This window comes from Pseudomonas sp. GW821-FHT01E10 (assembly GCF_059422365.1).
This window is the reverse complement of the sequence record NZ_JBWKWT010000033.1, coordinates 25,829-45,339: the sequence shown is the minus strand read 5'-3', so window position 1 is coordinate 45,339 and position 19,511 is coordinate 25,829. Positions and strand designations below refer to the sequence as shown.

General features: G+C 59.7%; 18 protein-coding genes. 8 read left to right on the top strand and 10 right to left on the bottom strand.

Annotated features, from left to right (window positions below; genetic code table 11):
* Positions 1 to 444 precede the first annotated feature (444 nt).
* On the top strand, positions 445 to 2,265 hold the full coding sequence (locus AC07V0_RS29200) for a di-heme-cytochrome C peroxidase (protein ID WP_495020167.1): 1,821 nt from the start codon (positions 445 to 447) through the stop codon (positions 2,263 to 2,265).
* A 115-nt stretch (positions 2,266 to 2,380) separates the two neighbouring features.
* Here AC07V0_RS29200 and AC07V0_RS29195 read toward each other — a convergent pair whose 3' ends face one another.
* The 4 genes from AC07V0_RS29195 to AC07V0_RS29180 form a co-directional block, all read right to left on the bottom strand.
* Positions 2,381 to 2,929 carry a cupin domain-containing protein gene (locus AC07V0_RS29195; protein WP_495020166.1) on the bottom strand — a complete coding sequence of 183 codons (549 nt, stop codon included), beginning with the start codon at positions 2,927 to 2,929 and terminating at the stop codon, positions 2,381 to 2,383.
* Between the two features lie 360 nt (positions 2,930 to 3,289).
* Complete coding sequence (locus AC07V0_RS29190; protein WP_495020165.1) at positions 3,290 to 4,585, bottom strand: NAD(P)/FAD-dependent oxidoreductase; 1,296 nt, start codon at positions 4,583 to 4,585, stop codon at positions 3,290 to 3,292.
* Positions 4,586 to 4,637: 52 nt separating this feature from the next.
* A complete protein-coding gene (locus tag AC07V0_RS29185) occupies positions 4,638 to 6,128 on the bottom strand; it encodes an aldehyde dehydrogenase (protein ID WP_018930107.1) in 1,491 nt (496 codons plus the stop codon).
* A gap of 112 nt (positions 6,129 to 6,240) precedes the next feature.
* Complete coding sequence (locus AC07V0_RS29180; protein WP_018930106.1) at positions 6,241 to 7,617, bottom strand: glutamine synthetase family protein; 1,377 nt, start codon at positions 7,615 to 7,617, stop codon at positions 6,241 to 6,243.
* A 279-nt stretch (positions 7,618 to 7,896) separates the two neighbouring features.
* Here AC07V0_RS29180 and AC07V0_RS29175 point away from each other — a divergent pair, with 279 nt between their 5' ends.
* The 5 genes from AC07V0_RS29175 (at position 7,897) to AC07V0_RS29155 (ending at position 13,153) form a co-directional block, all read left to right on the top strand.
* Positions 7,897 to 8,658, top strand: coding sequence for a gamma-glutamyl-gamma-aminobutyrate hydrolase family protein (locus AC07V0_RS29175; RefSeq protein ID WP_495020164.1), 762 nt, complete (start codon positions 7,897 to 7,899; stop codon positions 8,656 to 8,658).
* A gap of 244 nt (positions 8,659 to 8,902) precedes the next feature.
* On the top strand, positions 8,903 to 10,045 hold the full coding sequence (potA, locus tag AC07V0_RS29170; protein ID WP_018930104.1) for a polyamine ABC transporter ATP-binding protein: 1,143 nt from the start codon (positions 8,903 to 8,905) through the stop codon (positions 10,043 to 10,045).
* A 29-nt stretch (positions 10,046 to 10,074) separates the two neighbouring features.
* The gene (locus tag AC07V0_RS29165) at positions 10,075 to 10,956 is read left to right on the top strand and encodes an ABC transporter permease subunit (protein WP_177343113.1); all 882 of its coding nucleotides are present in this window, start codon (positions 10,075 to 10,077) and stop codon (positions 10,954 to 10,956) included.
* Positions 10,953 to 11,837, top strand: a complete 885-nt coding sequence (locus AC07V0_RS29160) for an ABC transporter permease subunit (RefSeq protein ID WP_086944874.1) — start codon at positions 10,953 to 10,955, stop codon at positions 11,835 to 11,837. Before AC07V0_RS29165 ends, AC07V0_RS29160 begins: the two co-directional genes overlap by 4 nt.
* 218 nt (positions 11,838 to 12,055) lie before the next feature.
* On the top strand, positions 12,056 to 13,153 hold the full coding sequence (locus AC07V0_RS29155; protein WP_495020163.1) for a polyamine ABC transporter substrate-binding protein: 1,098 nt from the start codon (positions 12,056 to 12,058) through the stop codon (positions 13,151 to 13,153).
* Positions 13,154 to 13,328: 175 nt separating this feature from the next.
* Here the strand turns inward: AC07V0_RS29155 and thpR are convergent, their stop codons facing one another.
* Positions 13,329 to 13,868, bottom strand: coding sequence for an RNA 2',3'-cyclic phosphodiesterase (gene thpR / locus AC07V0_RS29150; RefSeq protein ID WP_096480000.1), 540 nt, complete (start codon positions 13,866 to 13,868; stop codon positions 13,329 to 13,331).
* Positions 13,869 to 13,993: 125 nt separating this feature from the next.
* Between thpR and AC07V0_RS29145 the strand changes: the two genes are divergently transcribed.
* A complete protein-coding gene (locus AC07V0_RS29145; protein WP_018930099.1) occupies positions 13,994 to 14,188 on the top strand; it encodes a hypothetical protein in 195 nt (64 codons plus the stop codon).
* A 13-nt stretch (positions 14,189 to 14,201) separates the two neighbouring features.
* On the opposite strand, the gene AC07V0_RS29140 is transcribed toward AC07V0_RS29145, so the two are convergent.
* Both AC07V0_RS29140 and AC07V0_RS29135 read right to left on the bottom strand, forming a co-directional pair.
* Positions 14,202 to 14,555: a DUF1428 domain-containing protein gene (locus AC07V0_RS29140; protein ID WP_018930098.1), complete on the bottom strand. Its 354-nt coding sequence runs from the start codon at positions 14,553 to 14,555 to the stop codon at positions 14,202 to 14,204.
* A 16-nt stretch (positions 14,556 to 14,571) separates the two neighbouring features.
* Positions 14,572 to 15,672: a hypothetical protein gene (locus tag AC07V0_RS29135; protein ID WP_018930097.1), complete on the bottom strand. Its 1,101-nt coding sequence runs from the start codon at positions 15,670 to 15,672 to the stop codon at positions 14,572 to 14,574.
* Positions 15,673 to 16,042: 370 nt separating this feature from the next.
* Between AC07V0_RS29135 and AC07V0_RS29130 the strand changes: the two genes are divergently transcribed.
* On the top strand, positions 16,043 to 16,312 hold the full coding sequence (locus tag AC07V0_RS29130) for a hypothetical protein (protein WP_018930095.1): 270 nt from the start codon (positions 16,043 to 16,045) through the stop codon (positions 16,310 to 16,312).
* 18 nt (positions 16,313 to 16,330) lie between these two features.
* Here the strand turns inward: AC07V0_RS29130 and AC07V0_RS29125 are convergent, their stop codons facing one another.
* The 3 genes from AC07V0_RS29125 to AC07V0_RS29115 all read right to left on the bottom strand — a co-directional run bounded on the left by AC07V0_RS29125 (position 16,331) and on the right by AC07V0_RS29115 (position 19,504).
* Complete coding sequence (locus AC07V0_RS29125; protein ID WP_064618500.1) at positions 16,331 to 16,963, bottom strand: Vgb family protein; 633 nt, start codon at positions 16,961 to 16,963, stop codon at positions 16,331 to 16,333.
* A gap of 50 nt (positions 16,964 to 17,013) precedes the next feature.
* The gene (locus AC07V0_RS29120; protein ID WP_495020162.1) at positions 17,014 to 18,234 is read right to left on the bottom strand and encodes a helix-turn-helix domain-containing protein; all 1,221 of its coding nucleotides are present in this window, start codon (positions 18,232 to 18,234) and stop codon (positions 17,014 to 17,016) included.
* A 100-nt stretch (positions 18,235 to 18,334) separates the two neighbouring features.
* Positions 18,335 to 19,504 carry a Gfo/Idh/MocA family protein gene (locus AC07V0_RS29115; RefSeq protein WP_495020161.1) on the bottom strand — a complete coding sequence of 390 codons (1,170 nt, stop codon included), beginning with the start codon at positions 19,502 to 19,504 and terminating at the stop codon, positions 18,335 to 18,337.
* Between the last annotated feature and the right edge of the window lie 7 nt (positions 19,505 to 19,511).

Sequence of the window (19,511 nt, the reverse complement as noted above, 5' to 3'; positions counted from 1 at the left end):
CGGAGAAAGGCACAGCAAAGCCAGGCACAACCTCGCCACGAGGGCGGGTGGATACATGTTCGATCCCTCGAATGGAGACCGATAGCACAATAGTGGCGCGATATTAGATGGCCACTATTTTGGCGTCAATGAATGGATTCATTCGAGGAGGTTAAGGGATGACTTGTAATGGCTAAATCGGGCGCTTCCGATGAGAGCGCAGGACGTTTCCTGATGTGGTGTAGAAAAATGCTCACAACACCAAGGCGCTGTAGTCCGCAGAGAAAAAGCCGAGTGCCAAACGGCAAGGTCTTTTTTACGTAATGAACAACCCGGGCTCTGTCCGGGTACGGGGCATGGAACAAAATTAAAGAGCCGTATTTTTTGTGGCTACACTCATGGCTGGTAGCTATTGGCTACCAACGTGATGGGTCTCAACAGGAATTACAAATAGAAGGGAATCTGATGAACACGTTAAAAGCCCCCCCGTTTGCCTGCGCTGCATTGTTGTTTTTCGGCGCTCATTCCATGGCTCAGGCTGCCGACATTCTGGATCAGGGATGGAGTGACACCACCCAGTCCAATTGGCTTGAACTTTCACAAGGATCGAGAATTCTCCCTCTCTCCTGGGCGCTTGCATTGGAAGAGCCTGGTTCAGAGGAGAAGTTCATGAGTGACAAAACGATCTCCGCCTACGGTTACACGCCTTATCGTCCGTCTTATAACGGTAAGCGCTTTACGTTGCCGATGGGTTTCGTTTTGGATGACAGTCACGACAGCAAGTTGTCTTTCACGAAACTCCGCTGGTTTTTTGGACAAGGGTCGAGAGAACCGTGGGTGGGGATGAACTGTTCTGCTTGTCACACGGCTCAGATCAAATTTGAAGAGCAGAATCTTGTGATCAATGGCGGGCCAACGAACGCCGACTTTCAAAATTTCTTTAAATATTTTAGAGAGGCGTTAAGCAAAACGGCTTCCGACCCTGAAAAATTTGAACGCTTTGCAAAGAGTGTCCTGGGTGATGATCTGTCGAAAGGGAATCGCCAACGGTTGAAAAAATCCCTGGATAGCTTGAATGCGTTTTATGCCCAAAACGAGACACTGAATGCCACAGATCTGCAATATGGCCCAGGTCGCCTTGATGCCGTGGGCCACATTCTCAACAAAATCAGTCAAGTCACCCAAGCGAAACCGCCTACCCCTAACCCCTCTGATGCGCCGGTGAGTTATCCATTTCTCTGGAATACGCATCAACACAACGTCCTCCAATGGAACGGAATGGTCAGTAAAGACCAACTCCCTTCGATTAAAAATGACGGCGGCCTGGATGCTGGAGGTCTGGGGCGTAATGCTGGAGAGGCCATCGGTGTGTTCGCCGACGTTCGACCGGTTAAAGAATCTGCGGCCAAGGCAGGGTTTGTCTCCAGTGTGAATGTGAAAAATCTGGATGTTCTAGAGCGTTCTCTTTATAGCCTGAAGCCTCCGCGGTGGCCTGGGCAGTTGCCAAACGACCTTGCGCTTGGCGCCAAATTGTTTAAGGACAATTGTTCCGGCTGCCATACCCATATTGGTAGAGACGATCTCACCACGGCCATCACAGCGGTCATGATTCCAATCTCTGCGAATGACAATTTCAATGCCCAGAGCCCACAAGACTCGACCATTGGCACGGATCCCTGGATGGCGTGCAATGCCTATCAATTTAAAGCGGATGCGGGAGTGTTGACGGGTTATTCCAAAGTCGATAAATCAGGAACCATCAAGTCAAATGACCTGCTCTACAACATGCTGGGTGTGACCGTCCTGGAGACATTACTGGGTAAAGGACGCGATGTCGCCGAACTGGCTTTCGATGGATTGCTTGGTATAGATACCAAACCTCAAAAAGTCCCTGGCTTCAAGGACCGTGCCCTGTTCAGTCGTTTGGATGAGAAAGCGCTACGGCTATACAACTGCTACCGTGCCAGCTCTACCGTTCCTCTTCTCGCCTATAAAGCAAGACCCCTGACCGGCATCTGGGCCACCGCTCCCTATTTGCATAACGGCTCTGTACCGACCCTCAACGACCTTCTCCTGCCACCCCACCAGCGCCCCTCGACTTTTTATACAGGGACCAATGAGTTCGATGACAAAAAAGTTGGATTCAAGACCGAGAAATCGGACAAGAACTGGTTTCTTTTCGACACCAAGCTTGAGGGCAATAGCAACGCAGGCCATGACTATGGCGTGGGCAAGTTCAATGACATCCAACGGTCACAGCTTCTCGACTACTTGAAGTCACTTTGAACGGCGTCGCGGACGCCCTCACCTGAGGCATGGAGTGGTAATCGCTGGTAGGGGCGACCGAAAGTAGTGGTCGCCCCGCCGGAGGTAGTTACAGGTTTAATGTCTGCTTCAGGTATCAGAAGTTAGCCGGGGTGTTGGCGCTGATGATTTCTGCCTCATCCGCCCCAATATTCCTAAACCGATGCGGCAGCGTCGTCGGGAAGTAATACCCATCCCCGGCATTCAACACACTAATCTGCCCATCCACCGTCAACTCAACCGTGCCACGGGTAACCAGCCCACACTCCTCCCCTTCAGCGTGCACAATCAGCTCTTCCCCCGAACTCGCCCCAGGCGCGTACTGCTCGCGCAACAGCCGCATCTGCCGACTCGGCACCGAAGCGCCAATCAGCAACAACCGCAGCCCATGACGCCCGAGATCCGGCTGTTCATTGGCGCGAAACACGTACTGATGCTCGCGTGGTGGTTGGTCGAAGGTGAAGAAGTCCGCCAAGGACATGGGGATGCCTTCAAGCAGTTTTTTGAGGGAGCTGACGGAGGGACTGACGCGATTCTGTTCGATCAGGGAGATGGTGGCATTGGTGACGCCGCTACGCCGGGCCAGCTCGCGCTGGGACAGTTTGTAGCTTTCGCGTACTAATTTGAGTCGTGAGCCCGTGTCCATGACAGCCTTATGTGAGAACTACTTAAGGGGTAATGGGGGTGGGTGGCGGGCGACTGGTGGCCGCGGATTACGCCGTTTCCCGTCCCGGAACCGTGGAAGGCGGGTATTAAATCACGTTTGTGGGTGTTGCTCAGCAGGTTCGATAAACGGCTGGCAAAAAAGCTGTCGGCTTCTGATGTCAGTCAGTTCTGGTTTAGAAACTGTGGCGAGGGGGCTTGCCCCCTCGCCACGAAGATTTGTCCCGCATGGATTGCATCAATGGCAAAAAGCGGGGCCGCTTCGCGCCCCAGCGGGAGCAAGCTCCCTCGCCACGGGAGTGATGCGTAGCCTTGGCCGGCGGAGACCGCCGGCAGGTTCAACCTAGATGCCGAAGCGGTCTCGCAAGGCGTAATACGCCGCGCCCATGGCGGTGAGTGGGGCCTGGAAAGTGCGGCCGCCGAGCATCGGCATGTGTGGCAGGGAGGCGAAGGCGTCGAAGCGTTCGGCGTCGCCGCGGATCATTTCCGAGATCAGTTTGCCGGCCAGGTGCGAGCAGGTGACGCCGTGGCCGCTGTAGCCTTGCATGTAGTAGGCGTTTTTCTCGATGCGGCCGAATTGCGGCATGCGCGACATGGTCAGCAGGAAGTTGCCGGTCCAGCGGTAGTCGATTTTCACGTCCTTCAATTGCGGGAAGGTCTTGAGGATCTTCGGGCGGATCAGTTGTTCGATGTCGTCCGGCTCGCGGGCACCGTAGACCACGCCGCCGCCGTACAGCAGGCGGTTGTCGGCGGTGAGGCGGTAGTAGTCGAGCAGGTAATTGCAGTCTTCGACGCAGTAGTTATTGGTGATCAGGCTGCGGGCGACCTTTTCCGACAACGGCTCGGTGACGACGATCTGCGAACCGCAGGGCATGCTTTTGCGGGTCACGCGGTTGTCGAGGTCTTGCGGCAGGTAGGCGTTGCCGGCGATCAGCAGGTACTTGGCCCGCACCACGCCTTTGGCGGTGCGCACGGTGATTGGCTCGCCGTAGGAGATGTCCACGGCGGCGGATTGTTCGTAGATTTTGCCGCCCAGGCGAATGATCGCGGCGGCTTCGCCGAGGGCCAGGTTCAGCGGATGGATGTGACCACCCTGCATGTCCAGCAGGCCGCCGACGTAGTTGTCGCAACCGACTTCGCGCTGGATGTCCGAGGAGTCGAGCATTTTCAGGTTGTTGTTGCCGTAGCGTTCCCAGTTACGCTTCTGCTCGGCCAGGCCGTTGAGCTGCTTCTTGTTCAGCGCTGCGAAGATGCCGCCGGGGCGGTAGTCGCATTTGATGTCGTACTCCTTGATGCGCGAACGGATGATGTCGGCGCCTTCAAAGATCATGCTGCCGAGCACTTCGGCAGTTCTGTCGCCGTAGCGCTCTTCGATTACATCGACGTCGCGGCTGTAGGAGTTGACCAGCTGACCGCCGTTGCGACCGCTGGCGCCGAAGCCGACTTTGGCGGCTTCCAGCACGGTGACGCTGTAGCCCGCTTCGCTGAGGAACAGCGCCGAGGACAGCCCGGTGTAGCCGGCGCCGATCACGCAGACATCGCATTCCACCAGTTCTTCAAGCACCGGGTAATCGCCGGTCTGGTTGCGGGTTGCGGCGTAATAGCTGTTTACATGATTTTGTGTAGAGCTGTGTTTCATACATTTCTCCGAGGGCCGCCGGCCTATGCCGGCGACCGCCGCTGCAAAAGTGTTAGAGCTTGATCCAGGTCGCTTTGAGTTCGGTGTACTTGTCGAACGCGTGCAGCGATTTGTCCCGACCATTACCCGACTGCTTGAACCCGCCGAACGGCGCGGTCATGTCGCCGCCGTCGTACTGGTTGACCCAGACGCTGCCCGCGCGCAAGCCGCGAGCGAAGGTGTGGGCCTTGCTGAGATTGCTGGTCCACACACCAGCGGCTAGGCCGAAGATGCTGTCGTTGGCGATCTGCAGCGCTTCTTCGGCGGTGTCAAAGGTGATCAGCGACAGCACCGGACCGAAGATTTCTTCCCGGGCGATGGTCATGGCGTTGGTCACGCCGTCGAAAATCGCTGGCTCCACGTACAGGCCACCGGTGCCTTCAAGGGTGCGATTGCCGCCAGCAATCAGTTGCGCGCCCTGGTCTTTGCCGACCTGGATGTAGCGCAGCACATTGTCCAATTGGCGCTGATCGACGACGGCGCCGACAGTGGTTTCAGGGTCGAGCGCATGCCCCGGTTTCCAGGCTTGCAGCGCTTCCACCAGCAACGGAATGAACTGCTCGCGGATCGAGCGCTCCACCAGCAGGCGCGAGCCGGCGGTGCAGACTTCGCCCTGGTTGAAGGCAATCGCACTGGCCGCTGCCCGAGCCGCTGCGCGCAAGTCCGGCGCGTCGGCGAACACCACGTTCGGGCTCTTGCCGCCCGCCTCCAGCCACACGCGCTTCATGTTGCTTTGCCCGGCGTAGATCATCAGTTGCTTGGCAATCGCGGTGGAGCCAGTGAAGGCCAGCACGTCGACGTCCATGTGCAACGCCAGCGCCTTGCCGACGGTGTGACCGAAGCCCGGCAGGACGTTGAACACGCCTTTGGGAATGCCGGCGTCGAGGGCCAGTTGCGCGATACGAATCGCGGTCAGAGGCGACTTTTCCGAAGGCTTGAGGATGAACGAGTTGCCTGCCGCCAGGGCCGGGGCGAACTTCCAGCTGGCCATGATCAGCGGGAAGTTCCACGGCACGATGGCGGCGACCACGCCTGCTGGCTCACGAGTGACGAGGCCCAATTGGTCGTGCGGGGTGGCGGCGACTTCGTCGTAGATTTTGTCGATGGCTTCGGCGCTCCAGCGGATCGCGTTGGCGGCCGCTGGAATGTCGATGGCCATGGAATCGCTGATCGGTTTACCCATGTCGAGGGTTTCCAGCAGCGCCAGTTCTTCCTGGTTGGCCAGGATCAAGTCCGCGAAGCGAATCAAGATGCGCTTGCGTTCTGCAGGCGCCAACCGCGCCCAGATGCCGGATTCAAATGCACGACGCGCGACGGCGACTGCCGCATTGGCGTCGGCTTCGTCAGTGCTGGCGATGTTCGCCAGAAAGCGGCCGTCGACCGGGCTGATGCATTCGAAGGTGTCGCCACTGAGTGCCGGGCAGTATTGGCCGTCGATGAATGCGCGGCCTTCTAGTGTCAAGGACTGGAAGCGTTGCTCCCAGTCGCTGCGAGTGTTTGTCATGGTTGTGACTCTACGCAGAGGAATAAGTGATCGTGTTAACCGATGGGCAAGCGATGAGTAACCTGTGGCGAGGGAGCTTGCTCCCTCTCCACAGGTTTAGTGTCAGCCCCCGTTAAACCGTGTGCAGGTACCAGTTGTACTCAAGGTCTGAAATGGAGTTCTCGAACTCGGCCAGCTCGCTTTCCTTGCACGCCACGAACACGTCGATGTACAGCGGGTCGATGTAGCGCGCCATGACTTCGCTGTCGTCCAGTTCACGCAATGCGTCGCGCAGGTTGTTCGGCAGGCTTTGCTCGTTCTGCTCGTAGCTATTGCCTTCAACCGGGGCGCCCGGCTCGATTTCGTTGGTCAGGCCGTGGTGAATACCAGCCAGCACCGAGGCCATCAGCAGGTACGGGTTGGCATCGGCACCGGCGACACGATGCTCGATGCGCACGGCATCCGCCGAACCGGTGGGTACGCGCACCGCCACGGTACGGTTGTCGATGCCCCAGCTTGGCGAGTTCGGTACGTAGAACTGCGCGCCGAAACGACGGTAGGAGTTGACGTTCGGGCAGAGGAACGCCATCTGCGCGGGCAGGGTCTCGAGCACACCGCCGATCGCATGTCGCAGCGCGGCGTTCTGCTCGGGATCCTCGCTGGCGAAGATGTTGTTGCCTTGCTTGTCGAGAATCGAAATGTGCACGTGCAAACCGTTGCCCGCCTGACCCGGATATGGCTTGGCCATAAACGTGGTGTCCATCTCGTGGTCGTAGGCGATGTTCTTCACCAGACGCTTGAGCAGCACCGCGTAGTCGCAGGCCTTTATAGGGTCGGAGACGTGATGCAGGTTGACTTCGAACTGCGCCGGGGCGCTTTCCTTGACGATCGCGTCAGCCGGGATGCCCTGCTCTTTCGCGCCCTCGAGGATGTCTTGCAGGCAGTCGACGTATTCGTCCAGATCGTCGATCAGGTACACCTGCGTCGAGTGCGGACGCTTGCCCGACACCGGCGAGCGTGGCGACTGCGGACGACCGTTCACGTTGTCCTGGTCGATCAGGTAGAACTCCAGTTCGAACGCCGCGCAAATGGTCAGGCCCATGTCATCGAACTTGCTCACCACCTGACGCAGCACTTCGCGCGGGTCAGCAAAGAACGGCTGGCCTTCGAGCTCGTGCATGGTCATCAGCAACTGCGCGGTCGGGCGCTTCTGCCAGGGTTCGATGCTGAGGGTATCGGGGATGGGATAGCAGATGCGATCCGAGTCGCCGATGTCCAGACCCAGGCCGGTGCTTTCCACCGTGGAACCGTTGATGTCCAGGGCAAACAGCGACGCCGGCAGGTTGATGCCTTTTTCGTAGACCTTGTGGAGACTGGTGCGCTCGATGCGCTTGCCGCGCACCACGCCGTTCATATCCGCAATCAGAAGGTCGACGTACAAAACCTCAGGATGTTGCTTAAGGAATGCGTTTGCTTCGTTGAGTTGAACGGCACGCAGAGGGACCGACATGATGCACCTATTAGCTGTTAATTATTATGTTCACTTCACTTGCGAAAGCCAGTCAACCCGAACGGCAAAGTGAAGTCAATAGCGAACACATGGCCTTTCAGCCTTTATTTTCTGGCCTTTTTTGGGCGCCAGAGTGCCATATCAGGCTTGCACACCGCGCAGACCCTCAGCATCGGACGTTCGGCGTTTAGAATTTTTTACATGAGAGTTGTTAATTAAAATCAACAAGGCTAAGCTCCGGAAAAGCTCGTTCAAGTGTGAAACTTCGAGGTGATAAAAATGGCATTCAAGCCATTGATCGGCGTTACTGCGTGCGTCAAACAGATTGGCCTGCACCCCTACCACGTCAGCGGCGACAAGTACTTGCGTGCTGTCAGCGTCGCGGCTTTGGGGCTGCCCGTGGTCATTCCTTCCTTAGGCGATCTGACCGAAACCGATGCGCTGCTCGCGCAGCTCGACGGTCTGTTGCTGACCGGCTCGCCATCGAATGTGGAGCCCTTCCACTATCAAGGCCCGGCCAGCGCTCCCGGTACGGATCACGATCCGCAACGGGACGCCACCACCCTGCCCTTATTGCGTGCAGCCATCGCCGCCGGTGTTCCGGTGCTCGGCATCTGCCGGGGCTTTCAGGAAATGAACGTGGCGTTCGGCGGCAGCCTGCATCAGAAGGTGCACGAACTGCCCGGCATGCTCGATCACCGGGAAGCGGACAGTCCCGATCTGGCCGTGCAGTACGCAGCGGCCCATGCGGTGACTGTGCAACCGGGCGGTGTGTTCGAAGCACTGGACCTGCCGCAGGTGTTCCAGGTCAATTCGATTCACAGCCAGGGCATCGACCGACTCGCACCCGGCCTGCGCGCTGAGGCGATCGCGCCGGACGGTTTGATCGAGGCGATCTCCGTCGAGCACAGCAAAACCTTCGCCGTCGGTGTGCAGTGGCACCCGGAATGGCAGGTGCTTTCGAATCCTCCTTACTTGAGTATTTTCCAGGCGTTTGGCGAGGCGTGCCGAGAACGGGCGGCGCTGCGTAATACGCGCTGACTTCAAACATTTCTAATCGATTGACTGCCCCCGTGAGTCTGGCGGGCGTGCCTTTGCGCGCCGGTGGCTTGCGTAATAGATGAACCGCAATAACAACAAGTACGACCAGGCAGCCAGGACGGCGGTGCCGAATAAGCCCGAGCGGTAAGCGTTGAATTCAATGGCATCGCCCGGCCCGGGTTTGCAATCCACTCTTAAGTCAGGCCGTGTTGGCCCGACGACTGAAACCTGTTGGGAGTTTCATATGGCAAACGCTTCCAGCATCTACAGGAAGGCTCTTGATGGTCACCAGGCACCGAAAAAGGTGCTGGTGAAAGTCGACCGCGTCACCAAGAAATTCGACGAAACCACCGCCGTGGACGATGTGTCCCTGGAGATCCATCAAGGCGAAATCTTCGCCTTGCTCGGTGGCTCCGGCTCGGGCAAATCGACGCTGCTGCGCATGCTCGCCGGCTTCGAGCGCCCGACCGAAGGGCGGATTCTGCTCGACGGTGTCGACATCACTGACATGCCGCCCTACGAACGGCCGATCAACATGATGTTCCAGTCCTATGCGCTGTTCCCGCACATGACGGTGGCGCAGAACATCGCCTTCGGCCTCAAGCAGGACCGTTTGCCCGCCAGCGAAATCGACGCCCGTGTCGAAGAAATGCTGCGCCTGGTGCACATGACCCAATACGCCAAACGCAAGCCGCATCAATTGTCCGGCGGTCAGCGTCAGCGTGTGGCACTGGCGCGTTCGTTGGCCAAGCGACCGAAGCTGTTGCTGCTCGATGAACCGATGGGCGCACTGGATAAAAAGCTGCGCTCACAGATGCAACTGGAGCTGGTGGAAATCATCGAGCGCGTCGGCGTGACCTGCGTGATGGTGACCCACGACCAGGAAGAAGCCATGACCATGGCCGAGCGCATCGCGATCATGCACTTGGGCTGGATCGCCCAGATCGGCAGCCCGGTCGACATCTATGAAGCACCGGTCAGCCGCATGGTCTGCGAGTTCATCGGCAACGTGAACGCCTTCGACGGCACCGTTGTGGAAGACCTGGAAGGTCACGCGATCATCCACAGCCCGGACCTTGCGCAGAAGATTTACGTCGGCCACGGCGTGAGTACCTCGGTGCAGGACAAGTCGATCACCTACGCTATCCGCCCGGAAAAAATGCTGGTCAGCACCCTCAAGCCCGAGACCCGCTACAACTGGTCCGAAGGCAAGGTGCATGACATCGCCTACCTCGGTGGCCACTCGGTGTTTTATGTGGAGCTGCCTGGCGGCAAGATCGTCCAGTCGTTCATGGCCAACGCCGAACGCCGTGGCGCACGCCCGACCTGGGACGATCAGGTCTACGTGTGGTGGGAAGACGACAGCGGCGTGGTACTGCGCTCATGAGAACCTTCAATCAGCAGTTCCTGCGCCTGGTGCCCAGTGGCCGCAAAATGGTCATCGGCATTCCATTCCTGTGGCTGTGCCTGTTTTTCCTGTTGCCGTTCTTCCTGGTGATGAAGATCAGCTTCTCGGAAGCAGCCCTGGCCATTCCGCCCTACTCCGAGATTTACACCTTCGCCGAACAGAAATTCCAGCTGCTGCTGAACCTCGGCAACTACTCGCTGCTGACCGAAGATGAGTTGTACATCTCGGCTTACTTTGGCTCGTTGAAGGTCGCATTCTTAAGTACGCTGATGTGCCTGGTGATCGGTTTCCCGATGGCTTATGCGATTACCAAGGCCAGCAAGGAAGCGCAAAACGTCTTGCTGCTGTTGATCATGATGCCGACCTGGACCGCGATCCTGATCCGCGTGTATGCGTGGATGGGCATCCTCAGCAACAACGGATTGCTCAATGCGTTCCTGATGTGGAGCGGGCTCACGTCACAGCCGATCGAGATCCTCAACACCAACACCGCCGTGTACATCGGGGTGGTTTACGCATACCTGCCGTTCATGGTGCTGCCGCTGTACGCCAACCTGGTGAAGCACGATGGCAGCCTGCTGGAAGCCGCGTCGGACCTGGGCTCAAGCAACTTCAACAACTTCTGGAAAATCACGGTGCCGCTGGCCAAGAACGGGATCATCGCAGGCTGCATGCTGGTGTTCATTCCGGTGGTCGGTGAGTTCGTGATTCCGGAACTGTTGGGTGGCCCGGAAACCCTGATGATCGGCCGCGTGCTGTGGCAGGAATTCTTCAACAACCGCGACTGGCCGGTGGCGTCCGCCCTGGCGGTGGTGATGCTGGCGATCCTGATTGTGCCGATTCTGCTGTTCAACCGTAGCCAGGCCAAAGAGATGGAGGGACGGGGATGAACCGTTTCGGATTTTCACGATTGATGCTGGTGCTCGGCCTGTCGTTTATCTACCTGCCGATGCTGATTCTGGTGATCTACTCGTTCAACGCCTCGAAGCTGGTGACGGTGTGGGGCGGCTGGTCGGTGAAGTGGTATGTCGGCCTGCTCGACAACACGCAACTGATGGGCTCGGTGGTGCGCTCGCTGGAAATCGCCTGCTACACGGCGATTGCCGCGGTGGCGCTCGGCACATTGGCGGCGTTCGTGCTGACCCGCGTGACCCGCTTCAAGGGCCGTACGCTGTTCGGTGGCTTGGTGACGGCGCCGCTGGTGATGCCGGAAGTGATCACCGGTCTATCGCTGTTGCTGCTGTTCGTGGCCATGGCGCAGTTGATCGGCTGGCCGCAGGAACGCGGCATCGTCACCATCTGGATCGCTCACACCACATTCTGTGCAGCCTATGTGGCGGTGGTGGTGTCGGCGCGCTTGCGTGAGCTGGATTTGTCCATCGAAGAAGCCGCCATGGACCTCGGTGCACGGCCGCTCAAGGTGTTCTTCCTGATCACCATTCCAATGATCGCGCCGTCACTGGCGGCGGGCGGCATGATGTCGTTTGCCTTGTCGCTGGATGATTTGGTGTTGGCAAGCTTTGTGTCGGGGCCAGGCTCCACGACCCTGCCGATGGAAGTGTTCTCGGCGGTGCGTCTGGGCGTTAAGCCTGAGATCAATGCCGTGGCCAGCCTGATTCTGCTGGCGGTGTCGATCGTCACGTTCATGGTCTGGTATTTCAGCCGCAGGGCCGAAGCCACCCGCAAACGAGCGATTCAGGAAGCGATGGACCAGACTGCCAGCGAGTCCTGGCAACAACCGAAAAAGCAAATGGTAGAAGCGACGGTCTAGTGCCACTGTCAAGTGAGCACTGACCTGTGGCGAGCGAGCTTGCTCGCGCTTGAGTGCGCAGCACTCACAAATAGGTATGGGTTGCCAGAATTTTGGGGCCGCTACGCAGCCCAGCGGGAGCAAGCTCCCTCGCCACAGGTAAGTCCGCTAGCCACAGGTTTTGTGTTCACCGCATTTTTGTTTTATGTGATTTGAATAAAAAGAATGGAGTTGTACCGATGAAAATGTTTGGCAGGACTCTGCTGACACTGTCCTTATTGGGCGCAATCACCACTGGCGCCCAGGCCAATGACAAGGTACTGCGCGTCTACAACTGGTCGGATTACATCGCCCCGGACACCGTCAAGAAGTTCGAAGACGAGACCGGCATCCGCGTGACCTACGATGTGTTCGACAGTAACGAAACCCTTGAGGCACGGCTGCTGGCGGGAAAATCGGGCTATGACATCGTGGTGCCGTCCAACAGTTTCCTGGCCAAGCAGATCAAGGCCGGGGTCTATCAGGAACTGGACAAATCGAAGCTGCCGAACTGGAAGAATCTCAACCCGGTGCTGCTGAAAAACGCCTCGGCCAGCGACCCGGATAACGGCCACGCCTTCCCGTACATGTGGGGTTCGATCGGCATCGGTTACAACCCGGCCAAGGTCAAGGAAGTGCTCGGCACAGATGCCCCGGTGAATTCCTGGGACTTGCTGTTCAAACCGGAAAACGCCGCCAAGCTCAAAGCCTGTGGCATCAGCTTTCTTGATTCACCGACGGAAATGCTTCCGGCTGCCCTGCACTATCTGGGCTATCCGGTGAACTCCCGGGACAAGGCGCAAATCACCGAAGCCGAGGCGCTGTTCATGAAGATCCGGCCATCGGTGGCCTACTTTCATTCGTCGAAATACATCTCCGACCTTGCCAACGGCAACATCTGCGTCGCCGTCGGTTACTCCGGCGACGTGCTGCAAGCCAAGGCCCGCGCCCAGGAAGCCGGCGACAAGGTCAAGATCGAGTACAGCATCCCGAAAGAAGGCGCCGGCAGTTTTTACGACATGGTCGCCATCCCCCGGGACGCCGCCAACGTCGACAACGCCTACCTGTTCATGAACTTCCTGATGCGCCCGGACATCATCGCCGAAGTCACCAACAGCATCGGCTACAGCAATGCCAACGCGGCGGCCACGCCGTTGGTGGACGAAGCGATTCGTGACGACCCGGGATCGTATCCGCCGCAAGCGGTGATGGCGACGTTGTATGCCATTCCTGACATGCCGATTGCCACCCAGCGGATCATGACCCGGGGCTGGACGCGGGTGAAGCTGGGCAAGTAATCCCGCCTCACTGATCGTCCCCATGCTCCGCGTGGGAACGATCATCCATTACAGCTTTCCCTTTTCCGTTCACGCAGCGCCTTACCACCGCTGCACTCCTCTCTGCAGAACGGCTTCACCTGGCTTCCTCGGTTTAGGTGAATTCAGGCGCCCTCGGGCGCCTTTTTTTGTGGGCTTATGAAGCGACCAGCGGCCACTCGGCCAGCGCTATGTATCGGCCTTTATGGGACTCGAACAGGCTGAAGCGATCGGCGCGCAGGTAAAACTCCGGCGGCGTCGCGGATTCGGGGACCGGCGCCCGGTAGTCGCGCATCAGGGTCAAATGCGGGCGAAATTCCCGATGGGTGTCTTCAAAACCGAACGGCAACATGGCCTGCTCCAGCGCATACACCAGGCGCAGCAGCTCCGGTGCCGCCTGCGCGGGCGCCAGCAGCAACACCCCGGAGCGACGCCAGACGTCCAGCCGATCCAGCACCACCGTCAACGGCACGCCGGACGTGCGGATATTGGCAGCGGCCTTGCAGACACCGGCTATTTGCGCCATGCCCACCGTGCCGAGAAACAGCAGGGTCAGATGAAAGTTTTCCGCCGGCACCGGGCGCCCGATGTTGAGCCCCAGCGCGCTGCGCCATTGGGCGATGGCCCGGCGTTGTTCGGGAGCGCAGTTCAGGGCGAAAAACAGCCGTTTGAACGGCTCGCGGGTTTCATCGCTCATGTCTGGCACCTCAATGCTTGGGGACCCTTTGATTTTACAAAGGGATACCCCGCCAGCAAGCCCATTTCTGGCACCTGCCGGCATGCGCGTTATAGTTGAAGCAACCGAATCGACGGGAGGACGCCATGCGTCAGGTCATCAGCAAAGAGCCATGGTGGGCCGTACCACCGAAGCCCGGCCAGGATGAGTCCGAGCTGGAATGGGGCTGGCTGGTTCATTACAACGAAGGCGAGCCGCGCTTCGAGTTCATCAAGGAGCGGCCGTCGGACAGCGAGATTCGCAATCGCAAAAGCTGCAGGATCACCCCGACGCCGGAGTGATCCTGCCGCCTCTTCAGGCTTTGACAAGCATTTCGAAACCGCCAAAAATCGCCCGCTGGCCGTCGAACGGCATCGGATTGACGTCCGGTTGCATCCGCGGATCGCTCATCAGTTTCGCCATGCCAGCGTCACGGGTGGCCTTGTCCGGCCAGACGATCCAGGAAAACACCACGGTCTCGTCTTCCTTGAGTTTGACCGCCATGGGAAACGACGTCACTTTGCCATCAGGCACGTCGTCGCCCCAGCATTCAGCGAGGCTGAGCGCGCCGTTTTCCTTGAAAATCGCGGCGGCGGACTCCGCGTGTTTCTTGAACTTTTCGCGGTTGGCCTTGGGCACCGCTGCGACGAAGCCATCAACGTAAGCCATGATCATTCTCCTCGGGTTATGGGTTGATCTGCTGGGTAGTCGATCCAGCGTGGCTCCAATCGACAGTTCCCGCACCCAAGCCGACCGACGGTTCGACGGGCTGAGCAACAGGTTGTGCAACAGGCTGGGCCAGGGACTGGGCCAAGCCGCCTTCGATTTGCCCGGCCATGTACAGCGTTCCGGCCATGACACCGGTGGTGGGGTTTTGCACCAGCTTCAGCCACGCCTTGTCGAATGAGTCGCCCAGGCTGCTGCGGATCAGCGCCTCGCTATCGGGTCGGTCGTTGGCTTGAATAACCGCACGCACCCCCGCCACTCCCAGGGAAATCACCGCCCCGGCCAGTTTCCCCGCCGCTGCCGCCACGGCACCAGCCGCGCCTCGTGGGGCCATTTCGGCTTCCATTCGTTTGCTCGCGCGCTTGGCCACTGGCGTCATGCCGGCGTCCGTCGAGGCAATGCCCTTCTCACCGCCTGCCGTGTGGATCTTGTCGATCAACGCCGCGTAGGCCGGCAACTTAGTCAGCGGTTCACTGTGCACCACCTGATACAGCGATGCGTCACGGGCGGGCGGCGGTCCCAGCGAAATCGCCGGAATTTTCTGGATACGGTCGTTGAGCTGCGCCATCGGCACGCCATGACGCTGGGAGATGACCTGAAGTTGCTGGCCGAGAGCTTGCACGTAATACGCTGTCGCCTGCCCGAGGATCTCGTCGGGATCAATCTCCACCGCTACCGGGTCCAGCACTTTGTGGTGATACTGCTCCAACAGATAGGCCGCCAGGCGTTTGGCCGAGGCATCCTGCTCACCCCCGGCACTGAGGGTGTACCAGCTGACCTTCATCGACAGCCATTCCTGGGTCCAATAGCTGCTGAACCACGGAATGAAGACTTCTTCGGTCTGTTCGTAAACCCGCGTGCGCCAATGCTCCATGGATCCGCGGGCATAGACCCTGGCCTGTTCGGTGGCCTGCTGCGAAGCCGCGACAATTTCCTGGTCAACCTGCTGCCAGGTGCTCTGGGAAACCACTACCGGCGCCACGACTACCGGGGCACGCGCAGTCGTTACGCATCCCGCCAGTACCACCAACACAGCGACGATCAGCGAACGCAGGTTCAAGATCGCAGTGTCCTACAGTCTGCGTCGAACGGAGCGTTCGACGCGTAAAAGCATGTTGATTTGAGTATAGGTCGGGGCTGGGGGCCGTCCGTCAGGAAGTGTGGTAGCGCCCTCAAAAATACCTGCGCGAGCAGACCCGCAAGTCCATCGAGGAACGCCACCATCATCCACGTCGATATTCACCATCGCCGCGAATGCCTTCCGCAAAAAAACCGTCAGGTGCAGGATCAACTCATCGCCACTCAAACCCCGCATCGGAGGGGCAGACCATGTTGATCCACCTTCTGACCTGCCTGGCCCTGACGGCCATCACCCTGACCCTGTTTTCCCGCCTGGTGCTGGATATCGGTCAAACCGAGGAGCCGACGTCATGATTTATTCCGTCAGCCTCGCCGTGAGCTTTCCGGTGTTCGGCAGCAACTACTATTCGCAGCAGGTCGTCTCTCGAAAAGCCGTCGCGCTGGTGTTCGACAAGCAATTCGAAACCTTGCTGATGCCGGCGGCCACCCACCACTTCAGTAACGAAGTGGTCGGGCTTAACGATCAGTTCCGCTTTTTGAATGATGTGCTGGTTGAGCATCTGCTGGAAATCGAGATGACTCAGCGTCCTTCACGCTCGGCGCAAGCGTTCACCTTCTGACGGGCTGGGTGCAGCCTGTCATTCTGGCCGGCGCACGGCTCTCACCTTCCCGCTGTTGCCGCCGCCACAGAAAAACCGGTCGTGGCCATCGAACTCAAGCCCCGACACGCCGACGCCAGCCGGCATCTGGACACTCTCCAGCACCTCGCCCGTGGCAGGATCGACTCGCCGCAACTCGCTCTCGTCACCTTCCCAGGTGCCGTGCCACAGATCACCCTCGACCCAGGTCACCCCGGTAACAAAGCGGTTGGATTCCAGGGTGCGCAGCACCGCTCCGGTCTGGGGGTCGACCTGATGGATCTTGCGCTCGCGATACTCACCGACCCAGAGCGTGCCTTCGGCCCACGCCAGCCCCGAGTCACCACCGCCACCGGGCGCGGGGATGGTGGAGAGCACGCGGCCGGTCTGCGGGTCGATCTTCTGGATGCGATCCTCGGCGATCTGAAACAGATGCTGGCCATCGAAGGCGGTGCCGGCATGGGCGGCGACATCGATCGATTTCAGGGTTTTGCCGCTGGCCGGGTCCAGGGCGTTGAGTTTATCGCCTGAGGCAAACCAGACACGCTGGCCGTCATGGGTGACGCCATGCACATGGTCGATGCCCGGAAAAGGCCCGTATTCGCGGATGATTTCAGCCGTTGAATGTTTCATGTCTTGCTCCTCGTTTACTGACTGCGTTCACTGGGGTAGTGAAGAGGATGCTAATCACTGGGCAGCAACGCCGTGAGTAACAATCCCGTCGCGAATCCAAGTACCGGCGGGAGCATCCAGCGACGAGCCCGACCGTGACCGAACGACTGCACCTTGCCGGTCGCCGCCAGCGTGTCGAGGGCTCGTTGCACGGTGCGCTGACTGGCGCCGAGCACCAACGCCAGGGCCGAACTCGACCACGACTCACCGTCGGCGAGAAAAGCGAGCAGCGTCGCATGCTGTTCTTCGACAGGCCGCGCCAGCACCACGACGTCAGGCGCAACCCGTGGCACCAGTGCAAACCCTCGTGGGGTCGCGATCACGTCGGCAATCAAGTGCAGCGCCCCGCGCAGCCGCCCGAGTTCGACGCGCAACCGTGCGCGATGGGACTCATCCGCGTGCTTCATCCGAAAGGCTCGCGCAATCAACGTTTCCCTCGGCACGTCGGCCGGCCACGCTTCGCCCAGCGCCCGGGCGAGCGCGAACAACACCGGACGCCGGGCGAGCGAAACCGACGCGCCTGCGTCGCGCACCACATACCGGCAAGCGTCCACCACCAGCGTGGGGGATGCCAATAACGCTTCAATCTCATCGAGCAGCAGCGGCTGTTCCTGCTCACCGATAATCAGCCGCGCCGCTGGTGTATCGAGGATATGCCTGGCGCTTTCGACCTCGGCGGTGAGTGCCGCAATGCCCGCGTGCTGCGCAGCATGCCCGGCCCGCTCAAGTGCCGCGCGCGCCGCTTTCGTTTGCAGACGACGCATCGCGATGCCCGCCAGAACCAGTTCATAAGCAGCCCTCGACGCGGGCAGTAATGGCGTCGGGTCGAGTTCGGCGAGACGGCCCTCGGCCTCGTCGAGATGCCCGATCAGCAGCAGGCGGCGAATCTCGAGATAGCGCGCATGGGCGGCGTTGACCCAATCGCCGTGTGCCTGAAGCGTCGCCCGCGCGGCATCGAGCGCCTTCGCCGGCCAGTTAAGGTCACGCGAGGCGAGCGCGATCTCGGCCTCGGCAACAACACACCGCGCGCGGGCCAAGGCCTCCTTCGCACCGAACGCCCGCGCGGCACTTCGCACCAGCGCCTTCGCCCGCACAAGGTCACCCAGTTGCGCCATCGCGATGCCTCGAAGCGCGAGTGCAGGCGCGTCGTTGCGCAAGGCGATGCGGTTCAGCGCGCCGAGCGGATCACCCGCCGCGAGCGCACGCGCTGCTGCGGTGATCAGCGAATCCATGTGAATTGCGCCACTTGTGACCCCCACCGTCCGATGTCCGCTGATCAGTCTATCTCACGACTGCTCAGCCGCACGCCGATCCGCCAGGGGCACCCGTTACTCAGTAATCGACCCACACCCCACCCAGGTCCGCAGAATGGACGCAGCGCTCGACCCAGCGCACGCCTTCGACACCGGCATTGATGTCTGGATAACGCAGCGTTGCCAGTTGTTCATGATCACCACGGTTGGCGGCGTCCATGGCCAAGGCGAAACGGTAATAGAGGTTGGCCCAGGCATCGAACAGCCCTTCCGGGTGCCCGGCACCGATCCGGTCATCAAGCAACGCATGGGGATGCAGATAACCCATCCCGCGCTCCAGCACCTGGGCAGGTTTACCCTGGACTTCGAATGACAGCTGGTTCGGCCGCTCATCCCACCATTCAAGGCTGGCCCTGGAGCCGATCACCCGAATTTTCTGGCCATGCATGGATCCGGCGTTCACCGCGCTCGACCACACACTGCCCATGGCCCCGCCTTCGTATTCCATCAGTGTGTAGGCGTTGTCCTCGAGTGGTGCGCGGCTTTTGACAAAGCTCTGGCGTGTGCACAACAGCCGTTTGATCTTGAGCTCGGGCAGCATGACTTCCGACAGGTACAGCGGATGAGTGCCAACGTCTCCCAGCACATAACTGGGGCCAGCGAGGCGCGGATCGACCCGCCATTTGGTCGCCTCGCTCTGCGCCTCGACCGCCTCACAGTGGAAGCCATGGGAAAACTGCATGTGCACCATGCGCACCTCACCCAACTCACCCTGGGCGATCATTTCCCGCGCCTGCTCGATCAACTGGTGCCCGGCATAGCCGTAGGTCACCCCCACCACCCGGTTTCGCGACAACGCGATTTCGCGCAGGGTTTGCGCCTCCTCGAGGGTGAAGCACAGCGGCTTTTCACAGACCACATGCAGCCCCGCTTCCAGAGCGGCCTTGGTGATTTCAAAGTGAGTGCCATTGGGCGTCGCCACGGAAATGGCCTGGATACCATCCGCCCGCCCGGCTTCGCCCTCAATCAGGCTGCGATAGTCGGCGTAGCAACGCTCGGGGTCGACCCCCAGTTGCACACCGAAGTCGCGACCGCGTTGCGGGTCCAGGTCGAAGGCGCCGGCCACCAGTGCAAACGACTGGTCACGCAGGGCCGCCGAACGATGGATGTAGCCGATCTGACTGTCACGCCCGCCGCCCACCATCGCCCAGCGGATTGGTTGAGGAATTCGCTTGCTGCCATTGATCATCGAAAAG